This window comes from Candidatus Acetatifactor stercoripullorum, from assembly GCF_944382095.1.
Classification (GTDB): Bacteria; Bacillota; Clostridia; order Lachnospirales; family Lachnospiraceae; genus Acetatifactor; species Acetatifactor stercoripullorum.
Map to the genome: position 1 here is coordinate 22,155 of NZ_CALWMU010000029.1, position 17,358 is coordinate 39,512.

Genomic DNA, 17,358 nt, shown 5'->3' on the forward strand with positions numbered 1-17,358 from the left:
ATCATTATTGTAATACATAGTTTTGAAAACTACATAATATACTTTGGATAACTGTTTCATGTATTTTTATCCTGTGTCTGGTTACAATAATCAGAGAACCACACAGCATAACGGAGGTGTTCCTATGCAGATTACAATTCGAGAGCCCGGAAGCGCGCTTACGCATTTTATCGGAATGATGCTGGCTGTGTTTGCTGCCGTTCCGCTTTTAGTTAAGGCCGGAGTCAGTTCCGGAGGACGAAATTTTGCCGCCATGGCAATTTTTATGGGAAGCATGATTTTGCTGTACGGGGCCAGCACCGCCTACCACAGTGTAAATCTCTCCGGCAAAGGCCTGCGCCTTTTCCGCAAGCTGGACCATATGATGATTTTTGTGCTGATTGCAGGCTCCTATACGCCGGTATGCCTCATCGTCCTGGGCGGTGAAATCGGTTATACACTGCTTGCCATTGTATGGGGAATCGCACTTTTAGGCATGATTATCAAAGCCTGCTGGATTACCTGCCCTAAATGGTTTTCCTCGGTCATCTACATTGCCATGGGCTGGGTCTGTGTACTGGTATTCGGCAGACTGTTTCATACGCTTCCCCTCACCGGTTTCCTCTGGCTTCTGGCCGGTGGACTTATCTATACCGCAGGCGGCGTCATTTACGCATTGAAGCTCCCCATCTTTAACGCAAAGCATAAGTCCTTCGGCTCCCATGAGGTCTTTCATCTGTTTGTGATGGGCGGCAGCATCTGCCATTTTATCTTTATGTATCTCTATGTGGCCTGATAAAAAATCCCTGGAGAAGATTTGTGGGAAAAAGCCTTCTCCAGGGATTTTTATTTCTTATAATTTATTCATCATCGTATCCGTTGGGATTATTTTTCTGCCATCTCCAGGAATCCTCGCACATATCTCTGATCCCATACTGCGCCGTCCAGCCAAGCTCCTCCTTAGCCTTTCCAGCATCTGCATAGCAGGTAGCGATGTCTCCCGCCCGGCGGGGCTTGATCACATAAGGAATCTTTACGCCCGTTGCCTCCTCAAAATTCTTCACAATGTCAAGGACGCTGTATCCAACGCCGGTACCCAGATTATACACCTTAAGTCCGGCCTTCTCCTCTATCTTTTTCAGCGCCTTCACATGTCCCTTAGCCAGATCCACAACATGGATATAATCTCTCACGCCGGTTCCGTCCGGGGTATCGTAATCATTTCCGAATACGCCCAGCTCCTTGAGCTTGCCTACTGCAACCTGGGTAATATAAGGCATCAGATTGTTGGGAATGCCGTTGGGGTTCTCCCCGATGGTTCCGCTCTTGTGGGCTCCGATGGGGTTAAAATAGCGCAGCAGGATCACATTCCACTCCGGGTCCGCCTTCTGAATATCCGTAAGAATCTGCTCCAGCATGGATTTCGTCCAGCCATAGGGGTTTGTACATTGTCCCTTGGGGCACTCCTCAGTAATGGGCACAAAAGCCGGATTTCCGTACACAGTTGCGCTGGAGGAAAAAATAATATTTTTCACGCCATGCTTTCTCATAACGTCCACCAGCGTCAGAGTTCCTGCAATATTGTTTTCATAATACTCCCAGGGCTTCTGTACGGATTCTCCCACCGCCTTCAGTCCCGCAAAGTGAATCACCGCATCCACCTTCTCCTTGGAGAAAACCTCCTCCAAGGCCTCCCTGTCCAAAATGTCCGCCTTGTAGAAGGGAACCTTCTTGCCGGTGATGGCCTCCACCCTGGGCAAAGCCTTTTCGCTGGCATTACACAGATTGTCAAGCACCGCCACATCATAACCTGCCTCCTGCAGCTCCACAACGGTATGGCTGCCAATAAAGCCTGCTCCGCCTGTTACCAGAATCTTCATAATCCACTCCTGTTCTGCCCGCCAAGCGGGCGCAATCTCCTGTTTTGTTCTGTTTTCAGCTTACTAAAAACAACAGTTTCCCTCAATATCCATTTGTTATGAAAATCTGTCAAAATGTTAATTACAGTGTCACGCCGTTTTCCTGCAGCAGCGCTCTTGCACTTTCCACAGAGTCAATGCCCGTCCTGTTTTTGATGGGAGCAAACTCTCTGTTTCTTTCCACCTCAAAGGGCAGGCAGCTGTCCAGCTGATGAATCATATCAAGCACAAGGGTTTCATATTTATAGCCGTTTGGCTCCTGGGGCTTTTTAAGCTCCCCGTTCTCGTCCAGATAAGGAATCTTTTTTTCCACAATGTGAAGAGGCATACTGGAAGCCATCATGTGCTCCAATTCCTGCTCGTGGAACAGATAATTCAGGATGACGCCGAAATTGTAGGCCGGCTCGCCGTTTTCATCCCTGGCGTTCATCAGCTCCTCCGTAAGCTCATAATATTCCACAATAGAGGGCCTTCCATCCTCCAGACACATCACGCCCACCTTTTCGTCAGGAGCGTTTTTGCGCACCACCTTGGCTCCCACCACACATTTTTTCTGTATAACGGCCCCGATAAAGCAAGGATCCGCAATGCGCTGAAGCACATTATCCACCGCAAAAACATTCAGCCATTCAATCCCCTGCTCCTGTATCAGTTCCAGCAGTCCGTTGCTTTTCAGAGAGGTAAACCAGCCGCCGTTTCCGTTGGGAGAAGTGGAAAGCCGCCCCTTTGCCTCCAGGTAAATTTTCCCCTGATAATCCGTAGCCGCCGCCATGTCCTGCTTGAAAAAGTGCACATATTCCTCCTGATATCCAAAATATTCATGCTCTTTCAGGAAAGAAACGGTAGCCTGATGGTTCTTTTCGCTGGTCATCACAAACAGGTGAATCCAGGTTCCCGACTCTTGAACCACCTCCATCAGATTGTTGATCAGGCATTCAAAAATATACAGCTTCCTGGTGATTCCCACATTGTACATTCCCTTAGGGTCATCCGAGCCAAGACGGGTACCCATTCCCCCTGCCAAAAGCACGGCTCCAACCCGTCCCTGACGAATGGCCTCCATCCCCACAGCGGTAAAGCCTGCCCGGTTTGCTTCAATCTCATCCAGCTGCATGGAGGCAAGGGGCGTGATCACACCCTTTTTGGTCAGCTCTTCCCTATGCTTACAGGCCTCTAAAATTCCCATATCCGTCTCTTCAATCTGCTTCAGCAAAGACCCTTTCTCCTCTTCCGAAAGCTCCCCATAATATTTCAGAAGATGCTCCTGTCCATATTTTGCCAGCTTTTCCCCGGCCTGTTCCAGTGTCATACCCGTTCTCCTTTTCCTATTGCTTCGATTTAATTCCCATTATAACCCATTAACACAGGGCAGGCAACGCCAACCACCAAAAAGTAACTTCCAAGCCCCAAAAGCAGACTGTCCCGCGATAAGATTTTGTTAAGAAAAGCGAGGTTTTATTTTTCCGCTCCCCAAAATGTTTTATGATAGAGCAGAACGTATAAGAGCAGGATATTAACATGGAAAGGTGGTATTCACATGAATCTTGGAATTCTGATTATAGCAATCGTGGGCGGCGCTGCCGGCATTCTTTCCACACTTTTTTTGACGGTGAGTTTCCCGGCCGTCATTATTTGGAAAATTTACCGCAGAATACGCTACTCCATTCCCATAACAAAATAGTGTCTCAAATCCAAAACTTCGCCCGGAGCTCGTGCATGGCGCACCGCTTTCCGGGCGTTTTTTGCATGAAAAAATTTAACTGGCAAATCGCTTCCTGCTTAAAGCTCCAGCTCTTCAAAAAAGTCCCCATACCCCAGCTTTTCTTCCTTCCAGCGCATAAAATAGGCCTTCATCTCCGGCTTGTCTTCTCCGATATCCGCCACAACAGCCTGAAAATTTTCCTCCGTAAGACAGCCCAGCTGCGCAAAGAGACTATAATATTCCCTGTCATTTCCATGCTCCAAAAGCACCACCTGCCAGGTCTCATCGCTCTCGCAGCCCTTTGTATGCTCTGCAAGATACCTCTCCAGCTTTTCCCTGCGTTCATCAGACAAGCCTGTGGGGCAAAGCAGACGCAAGGTACAAAGGCGTACCTTTTTCTTTCTCTTTTCCCTGAGAAAAGCCTCAAAATCCGTGCTTCCGTAATCCTCCTCCCCACACAGAACCTGTTTTGCATACCCCTCTGCATCCGGCGAATACAGCAGGGAAAAAAGCTTCTGATCCCATTTGTCCAGCCATTCGCCGCTTCCTGCCTCAGAAATATCCAGCAGATAATATGCCTCAAGGGAGGTAACCGCCGCCGCCAGCAGAAGGGAAATCTCCCGCCCGGCGCCCCGTGGGCTGATTTCCTTCAAATTACCGCACTCCAAAAAAGCCGATCTGCCAAAGGAGATGGAGCTGCGGGGCAGCGCAATCTCTCTTAAGCTATCGCAATAGGCAAAGGCCCAGTCCCCTACTTCCCTTATCGTATCCGGCAAAATTACTTTTCTCAAATTCTTTTTACTCAAAAAGGCTCTCTTGTGTATGATCTCCACCGGCAGATTCTCAATGCGCTCCGGCACGCTCACCTGGCTTGCCCCGCCACCCAGGCCCGTGACTGCAATTTTCCCATCTCGAATTTCATAATGCAGACTTCCGCCCGCAATTTCCAGCTCCTTTTCCTGCATTTTCCCTCCCTTAATCCAGCTTTAAATCCGCTATCCGGGCTTTTATCTCCTCTTTCCTTTCGTCCAGCAAAAGGGCCTCGTTATGCCTTTGATAATCCGGGCTGGGAAATGCCGCAAGAAACTGTGCGCTGTGGCTGTTAACCGTCAGTTCCGTCACCAGAATCAGCATTTCATTGCCTTGTCCAAAGGCTTCCTCTGCAAAGGCAAACAGCTCATGAAGCTCCTTCTGGATTCTTTCCGATTCCTTTTTGGCCCTGGCAACCTTTTTGTCATACTTTTCCTTCACAAGCACAAAGGCCTCCCTGCCGGAGGGGTAATCCCCAACATACAGTTCCTTTCTGCACTCCTCCAAAAACCGGATCACGCTTCTATGCTTCTTTTTCTCTTCATCGGAAAGAGAGTTGGCCAGCTTCAGATTTTCCAAAAGCTTTTTTCTCCCCTGGGCTAGTCTGTCCAGCTCTCCCAGCACCTGCTCTGTGTACGCTTCCTGCGCCATAGCTTTTACTGCCTTCAAAGAGCCTTGCAGCTGTGTCAGGCAGGAAAGCTCCTCCATACATTCCTTCATGTCCGCCAAAACCTTATCCAAAAGCATCCCAAGCAAGGAGAGCCTCTCGTCAAAGGGCGCTGCCTTGGCTCTGGAAATAGCCTGCACAGAGGCCTGTCCGTTTAGAATCTCTTCAATGCGGTAATCCTTTTTGTATTTGCAGTACAAATCATAATAAGCACAAAATTCCTTCACGATCTTATCGTTCCGCAGATACTGTCCCACCAGGGTTTCATCTGCCGTCAGCGCCTCATCCTCATAGAGATAAAGAATCTCGGACAAATCCTCCCAGCCTCTGGCCGTGACGTAGCTGCGCCCCTTTGTAGTCATTTCCATGCAGTAAAAATGCTCTTTTTTCAAATCCAGATAATTGATAATGGCATTATGAATACGCCGCTCCAGCGCATATTCCTTCCAAATGCGGTACTCGGGCTCCACTTCCAGAACCTTTAGACGATCCATGGTGACCACGTCAAACTCCCGCACGGATTTATTGTACTCCGGAGGATTGCCCGCCGTAACGATCACCCAGCCCTCCGGCACTGCGTGACGGCCAAACACCTTATACTGCAGAAACTGCAGCATGGAGGGAGCAAGAGTCTCGGAGACACAGTTGATTTCATCCAAAAATAAAATTCCCTCCTTTATGCCGCTTTCCTCCATGGTGTCATAAATGGAAGCAATGATCTCGCTCATGGTGTACTCCGACACGCTGTACTCTTTTCCGCCATAGGTTTTCTTTGTAATAAAAGGCAGCCCCAGAGCCGACTGGCGAGTGTGGTGTGTCATGGAATAGGAAACCAGTGCAATTCCCATTTCCTGAGCAATCTGTTCCATCACAGCCGTTTTCCCGATACCGGGCGCTCCCAGCAGAAAGATAGGGCGCTGGCGCACCACCGGCACCCGGTACTCCCCGAATTCATCCTTCTTCAGATACAAATTCACAGCATTTTTAATATATTCCTTCGCCTGTTTAATGTTCACGCTTCTTCCTCCAGCTCTTCACTTTCCAAAACCACCTTCATGCTCCAGGGCGGCACCGGCGCACGGTGCTCGTCCTCGTCCAGGAAAGCAAAAATCACTTCATAATCCGGCATTCTTTCAGGATAAATCCCGTAACCGTCCGTAAAATAGATAAGCCCTTTCAGGTTTTCAAACTCCCCCTGGGCTTTCAGCTGTTCCACATAGGAAAAGACAGGCCTGAAATCCGTGGCCCCAAACCCATTCAGCTTTCCATAACGCAAGAATGTGTCAAAATCGTCATCATTGGTTATTTTGGTATCGCTTTGAACCTCGTTGTCACACTGAATAATGTGCACATTGATTTTGTGAAAGAAATTTTCACTTCCCTTCAGGAGAGAATAGGTTTTCTGCAAAAAAGCCTTTACCAGAGGGCCTCTGCAGGAAGCCGAGGTGTCTATGGCTATGACAAATTCTCTTACCTTGTTGGTCTCCTTATATTCCAAAGGCTCGATCAGGGGCAGATTGCCGTAATGTTCAAGACCATAAGTATAATAAACGTAATCAAACTCCTCATCATTTACCGTGATATCCTCTCCCATCACCGTAAACCTTCGCAGAATATCGCTGTAATCATAGCGCTCCTTTGTGACCTCCTCCAGATTCTTCTCAAGACTCTGGGCGCCGGAGCGGGCTTTTGTAAAGGATTTCAGGTCAGCCTTGATCCGCTCACTGATTTTCTTCCACTGCTCCAGGGAAATCTCCAGCTCCTCCCTGGGCTTCCATAGAGTATGCACATCCTTAAAAAACAGGTCCCTTAACTCCTCCTGTTCCCTCTGGGCGGGGGGATTCTTTCGAAAATAACGGTAAATCCTCTCTGCTGTCAGAGAACCTATCTCTTCCCGCAAGAACCGCAGTTTTCTTCCCTCCTCCTCATCCTGCTCTAATGCCGCGCCTGCAATTCCCATTTCCAGAATCACATTTTCCACTGCAATGTCCGCAGCCAGGTCCCAGAGCCCTGTATCCAGCTTGTCATACTGAAAGCTATGGAAAAAAACACAGTGAAGCAGCATATGGAGGCTGCATCTGGTCACCAGCCTCGAGTCCTTCTGGTAGCACTTTAACACAAACACCGGGTCGTAAAAACACGCAGACCCATCCGTTGCCAGACAGCCAGTCTGAGGCATCTGCCTGTAGGCAAGCCTGGCCAGGGCTGTGTCAAAAAATCTCAAATGAATCAGAATATCGTCATGGGCAAGCTTCATAATCCTTTCGGCAAGCTCTGAAATCTTTTTGCTGTCCCCTTCCATGCAGGCCTCCTTCTCTTTGTTGTTTCAGTATAGCATACTTTTCCCCACACCGCATCCCGCATTTTTAAGCCAGAATAAGCGCTGCGCCTGTCAGAACCGCCAGAAACAACAGATTCCACACCGTAAAGGTTTTCAAAAACACTCCCTTTTTATCCGGATATTCCCTTACAAAAAATTTAAAGGAAATCAAACTGGCAAGAGAGGCAATCAGCGTTCCCAGGCCTCCAAGATTCACTGCTGTGATCAGCGTCTCATAATTTTCTGTAAATCCTGACAGCAGGATTGCCGCCGGCACATTGCTGATTACCTGGCTGGCAAGAATGCCCGCCCACAGCTCCTGTCCGTCCACCAGGGAAATCAAAAGACTGTTGATCCAGGGAATTCTCTTCATATTTCCGATAAAGATGAAAAAACAAAGAAAGGTTAGCAAAAGAAAGTAATCCACCGAGAGAAACACCTTCCTGTTTACCACAAGCACAGCCAAGGCCACACAGACAAGAACCGGCCCGTAAGGCAGAATGCGAAGCACTACAAGCATACACAAAATCAGCAGCAAAAGAAACGAAATCAAGGAAAGGAACCAGCGTGAATCCTTTCTTTTTTCCTCTTTCTCCATTCCAGTCTTTCCAATGGCTTCTCCGCGCTCTGACAAAAGGATTCCTAAAAGCATAACCAGAGACAGTCCTGCATAGGGAAGCACACACCGGCCAAACTGCGCCGCTGTAAGCCCTGAGATGGAATATAAGTAAAGGTTCTGAGGGTTTCCTATGGGCGTAGCCATGCTCCCCAGATTTGCAGCGATGGTTTCCAGCACAACCACCTTTAAAACCCTCTCCTGCCTTTGAATCATACGAAACACCAGGATGGTAAAGGGCACAAAGGTAATCAGCGCCACATCATTTGTAATCACCATGCTGCAGAAAAAGCATAAAAACACCAGCGCGGAGGAAAGCCCCCTTAAGCTTCTCACTCTTTTTAAAAGCGCCTGCCCCAATATGGTAAACACCCCAAGAGACTGAAAGCCTGACACAATGGTCATCAGGCAAAACAAAAGCGCCAGCGTCCGGTAGTCCGGATAAGCCAGATAGGCAGCGTCCGGCAAAACTGCCACGCAGGATATAACGGCAAGAAGAAACGAGATGCAAAAAACAGTTTCTTTTTTGAAAAAATTTTTAATTCGAATCATTGGTATTTTGCTCTGCCGCCTTTCGTGCGGCCCTCCCACATTTGAATTCATTATATCTTCTGTTTTTAGGTAAATCAATACCGCCGTTACAAAAACGGCGGCTCTTGATTCCGGCAATGAATATTCTGTTATTTCCCTCCGTCATTACAGGCTGCCAGCCTGTGCTGGTATTTTTCCCTGGTGGCAAGACCTCCGCGGATATGGCGCTCGGATTTATTGATATCCAGTACTTTTCTGGCCTGTTTGGCAAGAGCCGGGTTGATCTGCATCAATCGGTCTGTAACGTCTTTATGTACAGTACTCTTGCTTACTCCAAAGGTCTTTGCCGTCTGCCTTACCGTGGCATTGTGGTCTATAATGTAATTGGCAATGGCCACTGCCCGTTCTTCAATATACTCCTTCATGGGCTCCCCTGAGAACGTTTTTTACATCTTATTAGGGGTTTTACAAAAATATGCACGCCCATTTCCAAGAAGTGGCCAGCCTGTTATTTATTTGCCGTCACAGCTTTAAGGCAGGTATTGATTTCCTCTCTGTTGGGCATTACCCGCAAGGCTCCCCGGCGCATGGTTACCAGAGACGCCGCCCCATTGGCAAACCGCAGCATCTGCTCCAGTTCCCCGTCTGTAAGCTTCAGGCTCCCCTTTTCCAGCACCTGATGAAGAATACAGCCCATAAAGGTGTCTCCCGCCCCTGTGGTGTCAACAGGATTCTCCTGTACAAAGGCCTTGACACGAACCATCTTTTCCCCACAAAAGGCCATGCTTCCCGCCTTCCCCAGGGATACAAAAACCAGAGGAATGGCAAATTCGGACAAAATTTCCCTGGCTGCCGCCTCATGGTCTGCCTTTCCCGTAAGCCACTCCAGCTCGTTGTCCGCTATCTTTAGAATCTGGCATTGGCTCAGCCCATAAAGTATCTGTTTTCTGGCCTCTTTCTCCGTATCCCACAGCGGCAGTCTCAGATTCGGGTCAAAGGAAATCAAGGCCCCTGACTCCTTTGCCAGCCTGACCGCCTCCTTCGCAGCCTCCCTGGACGGAGAATCCGTAAGGGACAGGGAGCCAAAGTGAAAAATTTTTGCACTGCCAAGCAGCTCCTCTGGCAGCTCTTCCGTTCTCAGCATAATGTCTGCGCCAGGCTTTCGGTAAAAGGAAAAATCCCTGTCGCCGTCCGGCTTTCTGCCCACCACCGCAAGGGTAGTGGGAATCCTTTGGTCAAAGCGCAGTCCCTGGGAGGAAATCCCCGTTTCCTCCAGGGCATTTTTCAGTTGAAGGCCAAAGCCATCCGCTCCCACCTTGCCGATAAAAGCAGTCCTTCGGCCCAGCTTCTGCAGCATGGCGAGCACATTGCAGGGCGCGCCTCCGGGATTCGCCTCATATATGGGATTCCCCTGGGCGCTCATCCCATTTTGCGTAAAGTCGATCAGCAGTTCCCCCAATGCCACCACATCGTATCCGGTCATTTTCCTACCTCGATTTCATATTTTTTCACATCCATATACGCCTTCCCACTGCAGGAAAAGATAATATCCTGAGCGGTCTGCGGGGTATAAATCAGAGAGGTCATCACATTTTCCCCCTCGTTTGCAAAAATTTCCACAGAATAACGGTCTAAAAGTATCCGCAGTCTCAACTCATGGCTGGGGCTGTCCACCCGCATGCTGCGGCTGCAGAGCACATCCTTGGTAAGGCCGGAATGGGTTCTGTCGAAGGTCAATATCCCATCCTCTCTGTCATATATGATTTCGGAATAGTGCTTTTTGTCCGAGGCCAGCCTGATCCGGAATTTTCCGTACTCCTGCCCTTTGACTGCAAGCTCCAAGTCAACGCTTCTTCCCCTTACATTTTCTAAAATAGTCTCTTTTTCCACAGCTACATTGGAATAGGCGGCCTCATTTTTGCGGTATGCCTCCAGTTCCCGCACCGGCTTTTGAAGGATTCTTCCATTTCTCATTGTCAGCTCCCTGGGAATGGTCATCATGCCGGACCAAAGATGCTCTGTGGGATAAATGGGATTATCCCAGGACTGCATCCAGCCAATCATAATTCTCCTGCCGTCCTGAGACTGCATGGTCTGGGGCGCATAAAAATCCAGTCCATAGTCCACGCACTGTACCTCCTGCCTGCAAAAGCGTAGGGTTTCTTTGCAGTAGTCACCAATGAGAAACGCCGCATTATTGCCATTGTGAAACAAAAGGCCGTCCGCCTGCATTTCCTGGGGAGAAATCATCAGCACCCTTTTACTGCCCATGGGAAAGAAATCAGGGCACTCCCACATTCTTCCCAGCTTGTTTTGGGATCGGTCCAAAATCGAACCGAAATTCCAGCTTTTCAGGTCGTCGGAATAAAACAAGACGATCTGCCCGCTGCCATCCCCATTTCTGCTTCCTGCCACCACATAGTATCTCCCATCCTCCTTCCAGATTTTGGGATCTCTGAAATCCTCCCTGCTGCTCCCCGCAGGCAGAAGCTCTGCTGTGATGACGGGATTTTCCCTGGACTTTATATAATCCCTGCCGTCCCCTATGGCGATGCACTGGTTCTGTCTGATTTTTTTCTCCCCGTTTTCTTCCGTATACTCCTCCACGCCTGTGTAGATCAAAACCTGTCTTTCCCCATCCTCCAGGGCGCTCCCTGAAAACACACCGGCGCCGTCATAGGTCTCATCCGGCGCAAGGGCGGCGGGAAGATATTTCCAGCACACAAAATCCGTACTGCTTGCATGGCCCCAGTGCATGGAATTCCATGCCGTCTCATAGGGATAATATTGGAAAAACAGATGATGCTCTCCTCTGAAATCAGAAAACCCGTTGGGATCATTGATCCAGCCTGTGGGCACTGAAAAATGAAACACCGGTCTTTCCTCCCAGGGGATTTTTACCACATTCTGACTCTCATATTCTCTCGCTTTATTCAACAATTCACTCATGGCGCGTCCTCCTGCAATGATTCCTGATAGGCGTCAAAATATTTCTGCTTGATCTCAAGATATTCGGATAAACCATAGCTTTCCATTCTCTCCAGATATTCGTCCCATTCTTCCTCAATTCCGCCGTTTAGTATCCAGCTGGCCTTCATCTGCTCCGCATAGCGTTTGATGTCTGTGTCCAGCTGCGACACCCTGTTGGTGTCCTCAAGGCTCATAAACACGTTGGGAAATACATACTTGCTGTGCATATCCTCCAGATAGGTGGCGTGCATGTTGTCCAGCCTCCATTTTGCATCGTCCGGAAGCGTCACATACACCCCGTAATAATCGTTTAACACTGCTAATGGCCCGTTTACCGACTGATTTTCCCGTACCTCCACAGGAGAGTTGTCTCCAAGGTCCAGGTGCCGCAGCATGGGCTCTCCCGCATCGTTCACACTCATCTCAAAAATATTCGCGGCGCCTTCCTCCCCATAGGTCCCCCAGTTATTCTGGGCAGACTGCAGGGGCGCGTACATTTGATCAATCCAGGCCGCAGCCAATGCCGTATCTCTGCAGTTAGAGGTCAGCACACAGCGCCCTCTCTCAAATCCGCTGGTCTCGCTGCCGTTCTGCCTTGTGATATTGACCAGGCCCTCCGGCCCCGCCAGCGCAGGCAGCATAACGTAATCCTCATAATTGTCAATATTGGCGATGTCCCAGGTAAAGCAAAGACCATATCTGTGATTTTTCCCCTTTGCCACATAGGTGGACCAATCCTGTGTAAACGCCTCCGGATCCACCAATCCCTCCTCTACCAGATGATGCAGCCAGGCAATTCCCTCTTTATATCCTTCCTGGACGGCCGTGTAGATCACCTCTCCTTCGTCAGTCACCGCAAAGTGATCCCCTGTATCTCCATAGCCCTCTCCAAACCCGTTGATCAAAAAGGCGGGATCCTGATCCCCATTGTTGATGATAAAGGACATGGGGATCACATCCCCGGTGATGTCAAACTCCGCCTCTATTTCATCGGCATGATCACGAAAGGCAATCAGTACCTCTTCCAGCTCGGCCGTGGTTGTTGGAATCTCCAGATTCAGAAAATCCAGCCACTTCTTGTTGATATAGGGAATATTGCCAATGGCCTGAATGGCCTCCTTGCCCTCGCCCAGCTGCTCAATCCAGGGGAAAGCATAGATATGGCCGTCCGGGGCAGTACACATAACTCTGTACTCCGGATATTTCTCAAATACTGCCTGTAGATTGGGCATATATTTGTCGATCAGGTTTTCCAGCGGGATAATAATCCCCTGTTTTGCATACCGCAGCAGGTCATAGTCTCCCATGCCCGCCACAAACAAACCGTCCGGAAGCGCTCCAAACTGCGCCAGCGCCAGATTTTTCTTATCTGCAAACTGATCCGACACAAAGCAGGTCCAGTCTATATGCACATTCGTCTGCTCCTCCAGCCGCTGAAAAATAATCCTTTTATTGGGATCCTGCTCCGTTCTGGCAGGCGCGTTTGTGATAAACGAAAGCTCTCTTGTCTCCTCCAGCGGGAAAGTCACCTCCGATACCGGTGTATCCGGGTCAATATCCGCCTGCGCCACTCCCCCCTGGCCGCATGCTGTCAGAGACAGTAAAATGGCACCCAACAGCGCTGCACAAATGATTTTTCTTCCTTTTTTTGACATTGCTCTCTCCTTTCTCAGCCCTTTACCGAACCCACCATGACGCCCTTGTCAAAGTACTTCTGGAAGAACGGGTACATAATCAGCAGCGGAAGGCTGGATACAATAATGGTGGAATATTTCAAAAGCTCAGCCATCTTGGCCATTTCTGCCGTGCTCTGGATATCTGCAATCATGCCGGACTGAGGCGTGTTCTGTATCAGGATAGATCTTAACACCAGCTGCAGGGGCTGCAGGGAGGCGTCGTTTAAATAAATCATGGCGTCAAAATAGCTGTTCCACATCCCCACAAAGCCCCATAGGGCCAAAACGGCAATAATGGGCTTGCACAGCGGCATCAATATTTTGAAAAAATGCTGTATCTCATTTGCCCCGTCTATCTGGGAGGCCTCCCACAGCTCCTTTGATATGGACTGATAATAGGTTCTTGCAAGAATCATATTCCATACATTAAAGGAACCGGGCACTATAACCGCCCATACGGTGTTCACCAGACGAAGCTGGTTCATCAGGATGAAGGTCGGGATCAGTCCGCCTCCAAAAAACATGGTAATGATAAATATGGTATTGAAAAACGTTCTCCCCACCAGCTCCTTCTTGGACATGGGATATGCCGCAAGCAGGGTGATAAAGATGGAAAGCAGTGTGGAGGTTATGGAATAAAAGAAGGAATTTAAAAATCCTCTCCATATCATCTCATCCTCCATCACTCTGCGGTATGCCTCCAGGGTCCAGTTCTGTATCCGGAAGCTGAGTCCCTGATTGTTGAGCACATTGGGATCCATAAAGGACGCAATCACCACATATGCCAGGGGCACTACCACTGCCACCACAAACAGCCCCAGCAGAAGATAGCCCGCCGTCAAAAGTATTTTATCTGTCATACCCAGTTTTAATTTTCTGCGCTCCATGCCGCATCCTCCCTCCTATAATCCTTCTCCTTCATTCAGCCTGCTCACGATCCAGTTTACCAAAAGCAGCAGTATCACATTGATGACCGAATTAAAAATACCCACCGCAGTGGAATAGCCGTAATCACCGGACAACAGACCCATCTTGTACACATAGGTGGAAATGATCTCCGATGCCGGAAGATTCATGCTGGTCTGCAGCGCATAAGCCTTCTCAAATCCAATGCTCATAATATTTCCTGCGGAAAGGATAAACTGGATCACCACAATGTTCTTGATGGCCGGCAGCTCCACATACCATATCTGCTGCAGAATATTGGCGCCGTCTATGATAGCCGCCTCCTCCAGCTCCTTGCTCACATTGGACAGCGCCGCCGTATACATAATGGAGGACCATCCCGCCGTCTGCCATATGCCGCTTGCTATGTAAATGGTCCTGAAGGCCTCCGGCATGGTCATCCAGTTTGTACTGCTCCCCAAAAGCTGGTTCAAGGGCCCCACCGGGGAGAGGAACATTCTCACCATACCGCACAGGACAATGACGGAGATAAAATTGGGGGCGTAAATCAACAGCTGAATTTTCTTCTTTATGCCCTTTCTCCTGATTCTGTTGAGCAAAAGAGCCAGAATGATCGGTACCGGGAATCCCCAAAGCAGACCGTACAGGCTCAGCTTCAACGTGTTTAAGAGATACGCCATAAAATCAGGCGAGGACAAAAATCTCTCAAAATACTCAAGTCCCACCCATTCGCTTCCCAGAATCCCCAGGCGCACATTGTAATCCTCAAACGCGATCAATATTCCTCCCATGGGAAGATACTTAAATATAATGGTAATCACAAGTGCCGGCATCAAGAAGAACAAATACAACTGCCAGTTCTTTTTCACATACAAAAGCTTTTGCCTTGTAGTCCTCTTTCCGTTTACTGCTGCCCTTTTTCCTTCCACCTCTGCCTCTCCCTTCCTATCGGTTTTTTCTTTTCTCACTTTTTTGCCTTTTGTTTTCTTTGTTTGTTTACCTTATCTGCTTCTTTCTTTGGAGTAACCGGTAAAGTAACCGGTTACTTTATGAGCATATCATAGCGCGCAGCAAGGAATACGTCAAGTGTTTTCCAGATTTTCGTCATATTCTCCAGCCCGCCCCACTGAAATTTATGGAAACTGCACATAACCGGTTACTTTACCGGTTACTTTTTCTCTTGCCACTGCTTTTTTCCTCTGTTATAATAAGAAAAACACTATCCCGGCAAGGAGTGATTTTATTCATGAAGAGCAACAAGGTGACCTTCGCGGATATCGCTAAATATACTCATTTTTCAAAAACCACCATTTCCCGCTATTTTAACAATCCAGACTCTCTTACTCTGGAAAACCAGCAAATCATCGCCCAGGCCCTGGAGGATCTGGATTATAAGGAAAACAAGGTTGGACGGATACTGGCCAGCGGCAAAACCGAATTTGTGGGTATCATTGTGCCCAATCTTTATCTGCACTACTATTCCGAAATGCTCAACCAGATTTTGTCCTCCTATGAGACCTACGGCTATAAGTTTCTGGTATTTGCCGGTAATTCCAACGAAGAGACCGAGCGCCGTTACATCCGCGAGCTGTTGGCATACAATATCGAGGGAATGATTGTGCTCAGCCACACCATTCCCTCTGCGGAGCTTGCCTCCTATCATATTCCCATTGTGACCATTGAAAGAGAGGATCAATATACCTGCAGCGTAAACACGGACAACTATATGGGAGGCGTGCAGGCAGCCAGCCTGCTGTACAAAAATCATTGTGATGTACTGATCCACATCAACGTGGATGTGCCGCCCCAGGTGCCAGCCTATGGCCGGATACAGGGTTTTCTTGACCTCTGTGCAGAACACTATGTGCCCCATGAGCTTCTGTTAGAGGATCTTGGAAACTCCTATCAGGAAAACAAGGCCGCCATCCAAAGGCTTGCCAGATACCTGGATGAGAAGTACGCCGGCATGAGAAAGGGTATTTTTCTCGCCAACGACACCTACGCCAATATTCTGCTCAACTTTCTCATGCAGCTTCACGGCTGCCTGCGGGATGACTACCGCATTATAGGATTCGACAATTCCCCCATTTCCAGCGAAGCGGTTATCCCCACCAGCACCGTAGGACAGCAGATCGATAAGATCGCTGCAGCCGCCATGGAAATTTTGGTAGAGCAGATGAACGAGCGCAAAAAAAGAAAGCCCGCCCTGGCAAAAGGCCCCATTCACAGAGTGATTACTCCAGTGCTGATCAGCCGGGATACCACTCTTGAACAATAAGTGGACTTTTGATTCACCAGGAGGATTCGCCTCTTCCCGTATTTGACACCACTGTCATCCATGCCACAAAAGCGGCGCTGACGGCTATCTCTTGATTTTAGTCCAAAAGGAGACACGAATGGAATTCCAGACAGATAGATTACACATTCGCATCCTGCAGGAATCTGACTGGCCAGAGCTGCAAAAAATCTGGATTGATTTCTGCCAATCCAAGTATGCCATTTACGATGCCCCGCTGCCCACGGATGACAAGGGAGCAAAGGCCTTGATCGACCACCTTGCAAAGGAATCTCCGGAAGCCCAGTTCACAGCTGGAACGGCATTGGAAAACACTCCCTCCTGTAACCTGCTCAAAAAACTGGGCTTTACCTGCATTTCCACCGAAACAATGTCCTTTGACGGCAGGTTTTTCTTTCAGGGCGGTAATTTCGTACGCATGCTCAAATAGAGCCTGCAAATAAGAGACCGCCCTAAAAACGCGATTTGCCCAAAATCCTCTCCAAAATTCACACAGGCATAGACTGCCTGCGGATTCTGGTACGTCTCTTGCCAGAAGGGATACTTTATGATGCCCGGGGTATTATGTTTATTGCGCACATTTTTGTTGCTTCTTTATTTTTCAAGACATTTGGGATCAAGCAGAAAATCATAGATGTTTACGGTCAGGATACCATATTCATCATACTGCGTTGGCACCATGTCCATGGTAATGATGATTTTCTTGAAAGAATCATCAATCTTTCTGAATGGTCTGACCTCCTGAGTGCGCTTTGCTTCATCAGGCAGGGTGTAGGCGGATTGAATATAGTATCTGGAAGAACCTAGATTACACACAAAATCGACTTCCAACTGCTTACGTGTTACTTTCCCGTTCCGATCTTTTTCAGCGACAGGTACAACTCCTACATCCACACTGTAACCACGCATACGAAGCTCATTATAAATCACATTTTCCATGGAATGGGTCTGTTCAAACTGGCGAAA

General features: G+C 48.6%; 16 protein-coding genes and 1 pseudogene. 4 read left to right on the top strand and 13 right to left on the bottom strand.

The window, feature by feature from the left end:
• Positions 1-124: 124 nt before the first annotated feature.
• The gene (trhA, locus tag SHK35_RS09710) at positions 125-775 is read left to right on the top strand and encodes a PAQR family membrane homeostasis protein TrhA (protein WP_318703744.1); all 651 of its coding nucleotides are present in this window, start codon (positions 125-127) and stop codon (positions 773-775) included.
• Between the two features lie 64 nt (positions 776-839).
• Here trhA and galE read toward each other — a convergent pair whose 3' ends face one another.
• Positions 840-1,859, bottom strand: coding sequence for a UDP-glucose 4-epimerase GalE (galE, locus tag SHK35_RS09715; RefSeq protein WP_318703743.1), 1,020 nt, complete (start codon positions 1,857-1,859; stop codon positions 840-842).
• 121 nt (positions 1,860-1,980) lie between these two features.
• Positions 1,981-3,207 (bottom strand): UTP--glucose-1-phosphate uridylyltransferase, encoded by a 1,227-nt coding sequence (locus SHK35_RS09720; protein ID WP_318709629.1) that lies wholly within the window; start codon positions 3,205-3,207, stop codon positions 1,981-1,983.
• A 228-nt stretch (positions 3,208-3,435) separates the two neighbouring features.
• Between SHK35_RS09720 and SHK35_RS09725 the strand changes: the two genes are divergently transcribed.
• Positions 3,436-3,579: a hypothetical protein gene (locus SHK35_RS09725; protein ID WP_318703739.1), complete on the top strand. Its 144-nt coding sequence runs from the start codon at positions 3,436-3,438 to the stop codon at positions 3,577-3,579.
• 98 nt (positions 3,580-3,677) lie between these two features.
• Here the strand turns inward: SHK35_RS09725 and SHK35_RS09730 are convergent, their stop codons facing one another.
• From SHK35_RS09730 to SHK35_RS09775, 10 genes are all read right to left on the bottom strand, one after another.
• A complete protein-coding gene (locus tag SHK35_RS09730) occupies positions 3,678-4,565 on the bottom strand; it encodes a leucine-rich repeat domain-containing protein (protein ID WP_318709630.1) in 888 nt (295 codons plus the stop codon).
• 10 nt (positions 4,566-4,575) lie between these two features.
• Positions 4,576-6,093, bottom strand: a complete 1,518-nt coding sequence (locus SHK35_RS09735) for an ATP-binding protein (protein ID WP_318709631.1) — start codon at positions 6,091-6,093, stop codon at positions 4,576-4,578.
• The gene (locus SHK35_RS09740; RefSeq protein WP_318703733.1) at positions 6,090-7,379 is read right to left on the bottom strand and encodes a vWA domain-containing protein; all 1,290 of its coding nucleotides are present in this window, start codon (positions 7,377-7,379) and stop codon (positions 6,090-6,092) included. The genes SHK35_RS09735 and SHK35_RS09740 overlap by 4 nt, the downstream gene beginning before the upstream one ends.
• A 64-nt stretch (positions 7,380-7,443) precedes the next feature.
• Positions 7,444-8,565 (bottom strand): SLC13 family permease, encoded by a 1,122-nt coding sequence (locus tag SHK35_RS09745; RefSeq protein ID WP_318709632.1) that lies wholly within the window; start codon positions 8,563-8,565, stop codon positions 7,444-7,446.
• A 128-nt stretch (positions 8,566-8,693) separates the two neighbouring features.
• Positions 8,694-8,969 carry a sporulation transcriptional regulator SpoIIID gene (gene spoIIID / locus SHK35_RS09750; protein ID WP_318703729.1) on the bottom strand — a complete coding sequence of 92 codons (276 nt, stop codon included), beginning with the start codon at positions 8,967-8,969 and terminating at the stop codon, positions 8,694-8,696.
• Between the two features lie 83 nt (positions 8,970-9,052).
• On the bottom strand, positions 9,053-10,027 hold the full coding sequence (locus SHK35_RS09755; RefSeq protein WP_318703727.1) for a carbohydrate kinase family protein: 975 nt from the start codon (positions 10,025-10,027) through the stop codon (positions 9,053-9,055).
• Complete coding sequence (locus SHK35_RS09760; RefSeq protein ID WP_318709633.1) at positions 10,024-11,493, bottom strand: glycoside hydrolase family 32 protein; 1,470 nt, start codon at positions 11,491-11,493, stop codon at positions 10,024-10,026. The genes SHK35_RS09755 and SHK35_RS09760 overlap by 4 nt, the downstream gene beginning before the upstream one ends.
• Positions 11,490-13,169, bottom strand: a complete 1,680-nt coding sequence (locus tag SHK35_RS09765; protein WP_318703723.1) for an ABC transporter substrate-binding protein — start codon at positions 13,167-13,169, stop codon at positions 11,490-11,492. The genes SHK35_RS09760 and SHK35_RS09765 overlap by 4 nt, the downstream gene beginning before the upstream one ends.
• 14 nt (positions 13,170-13,183) lie before the next feature.
• Positions 13,184-14,077 (bottom strand): carbohydrate ABC transporter permease, encoded by an 894-nt coding sequence (locus SHK35_RS09770; protein WP_318709634.1) that lies wholly within the window; start codon positions 14,075-14,077, stop codon positions 13,184-13,186.
• 15 nt (positions 14,078-14,092) lie between these two features.
• On the bottom strand, positions 14,093-15,025 hold the full coding sequence (locus tag SHK35_RS09775; RefSeq protein WP_318703798.1) for an ABC transporter permease: 933 nt from the start codon (positions 15,023-15,025) through the stop codon (positions 14,093-14,095).
• Positions 15,026-15,342: 317 nt separating this feature from the next.
• Here SHK35_RS09775 and SHK35_RS09780 point away from each other — a divergent pair, with 317 nt between their 5' ends.
• Both SHK35_RS09780 and SHK35_RS09790 read left to right on the top strand, forming a co-directional pair.
• Positions 15,343-16,374 carry a LacI family DNA-binding transcriptional regulator gene (locus SHK35_RS09780; protein ID WP_318709635.1) on the top strand — a complete coding sequence of 344 codons (1,032 nt, stop codon included), beginning with the start codon at positions 15,343-15,345 and terminating at the stop codon, positions 16,372-16,374.
• 118 nt (positions 16,375-16,492) lie between these two features.
• A complete protein-coding gene (locus tag SHK35_RS09790; RefSeq protein ID WP_318703717.1) occupies positions 16,493-16,822 on the top strand; it encodes a hypothetical protein in 330 nt (109 codons plus the stop codon).
• 164 nt (positions 16,823-16,986) lie between these two features.
• Here SHK35_RS09790 and SHK35_RS09800 read toward each other — a convergent pair.
• A pseudogene (locus SHK35_RS09800) lies at positions 16,987-17,358 on the bottom strand (ATP-binding protein); the annotation flags it as partial.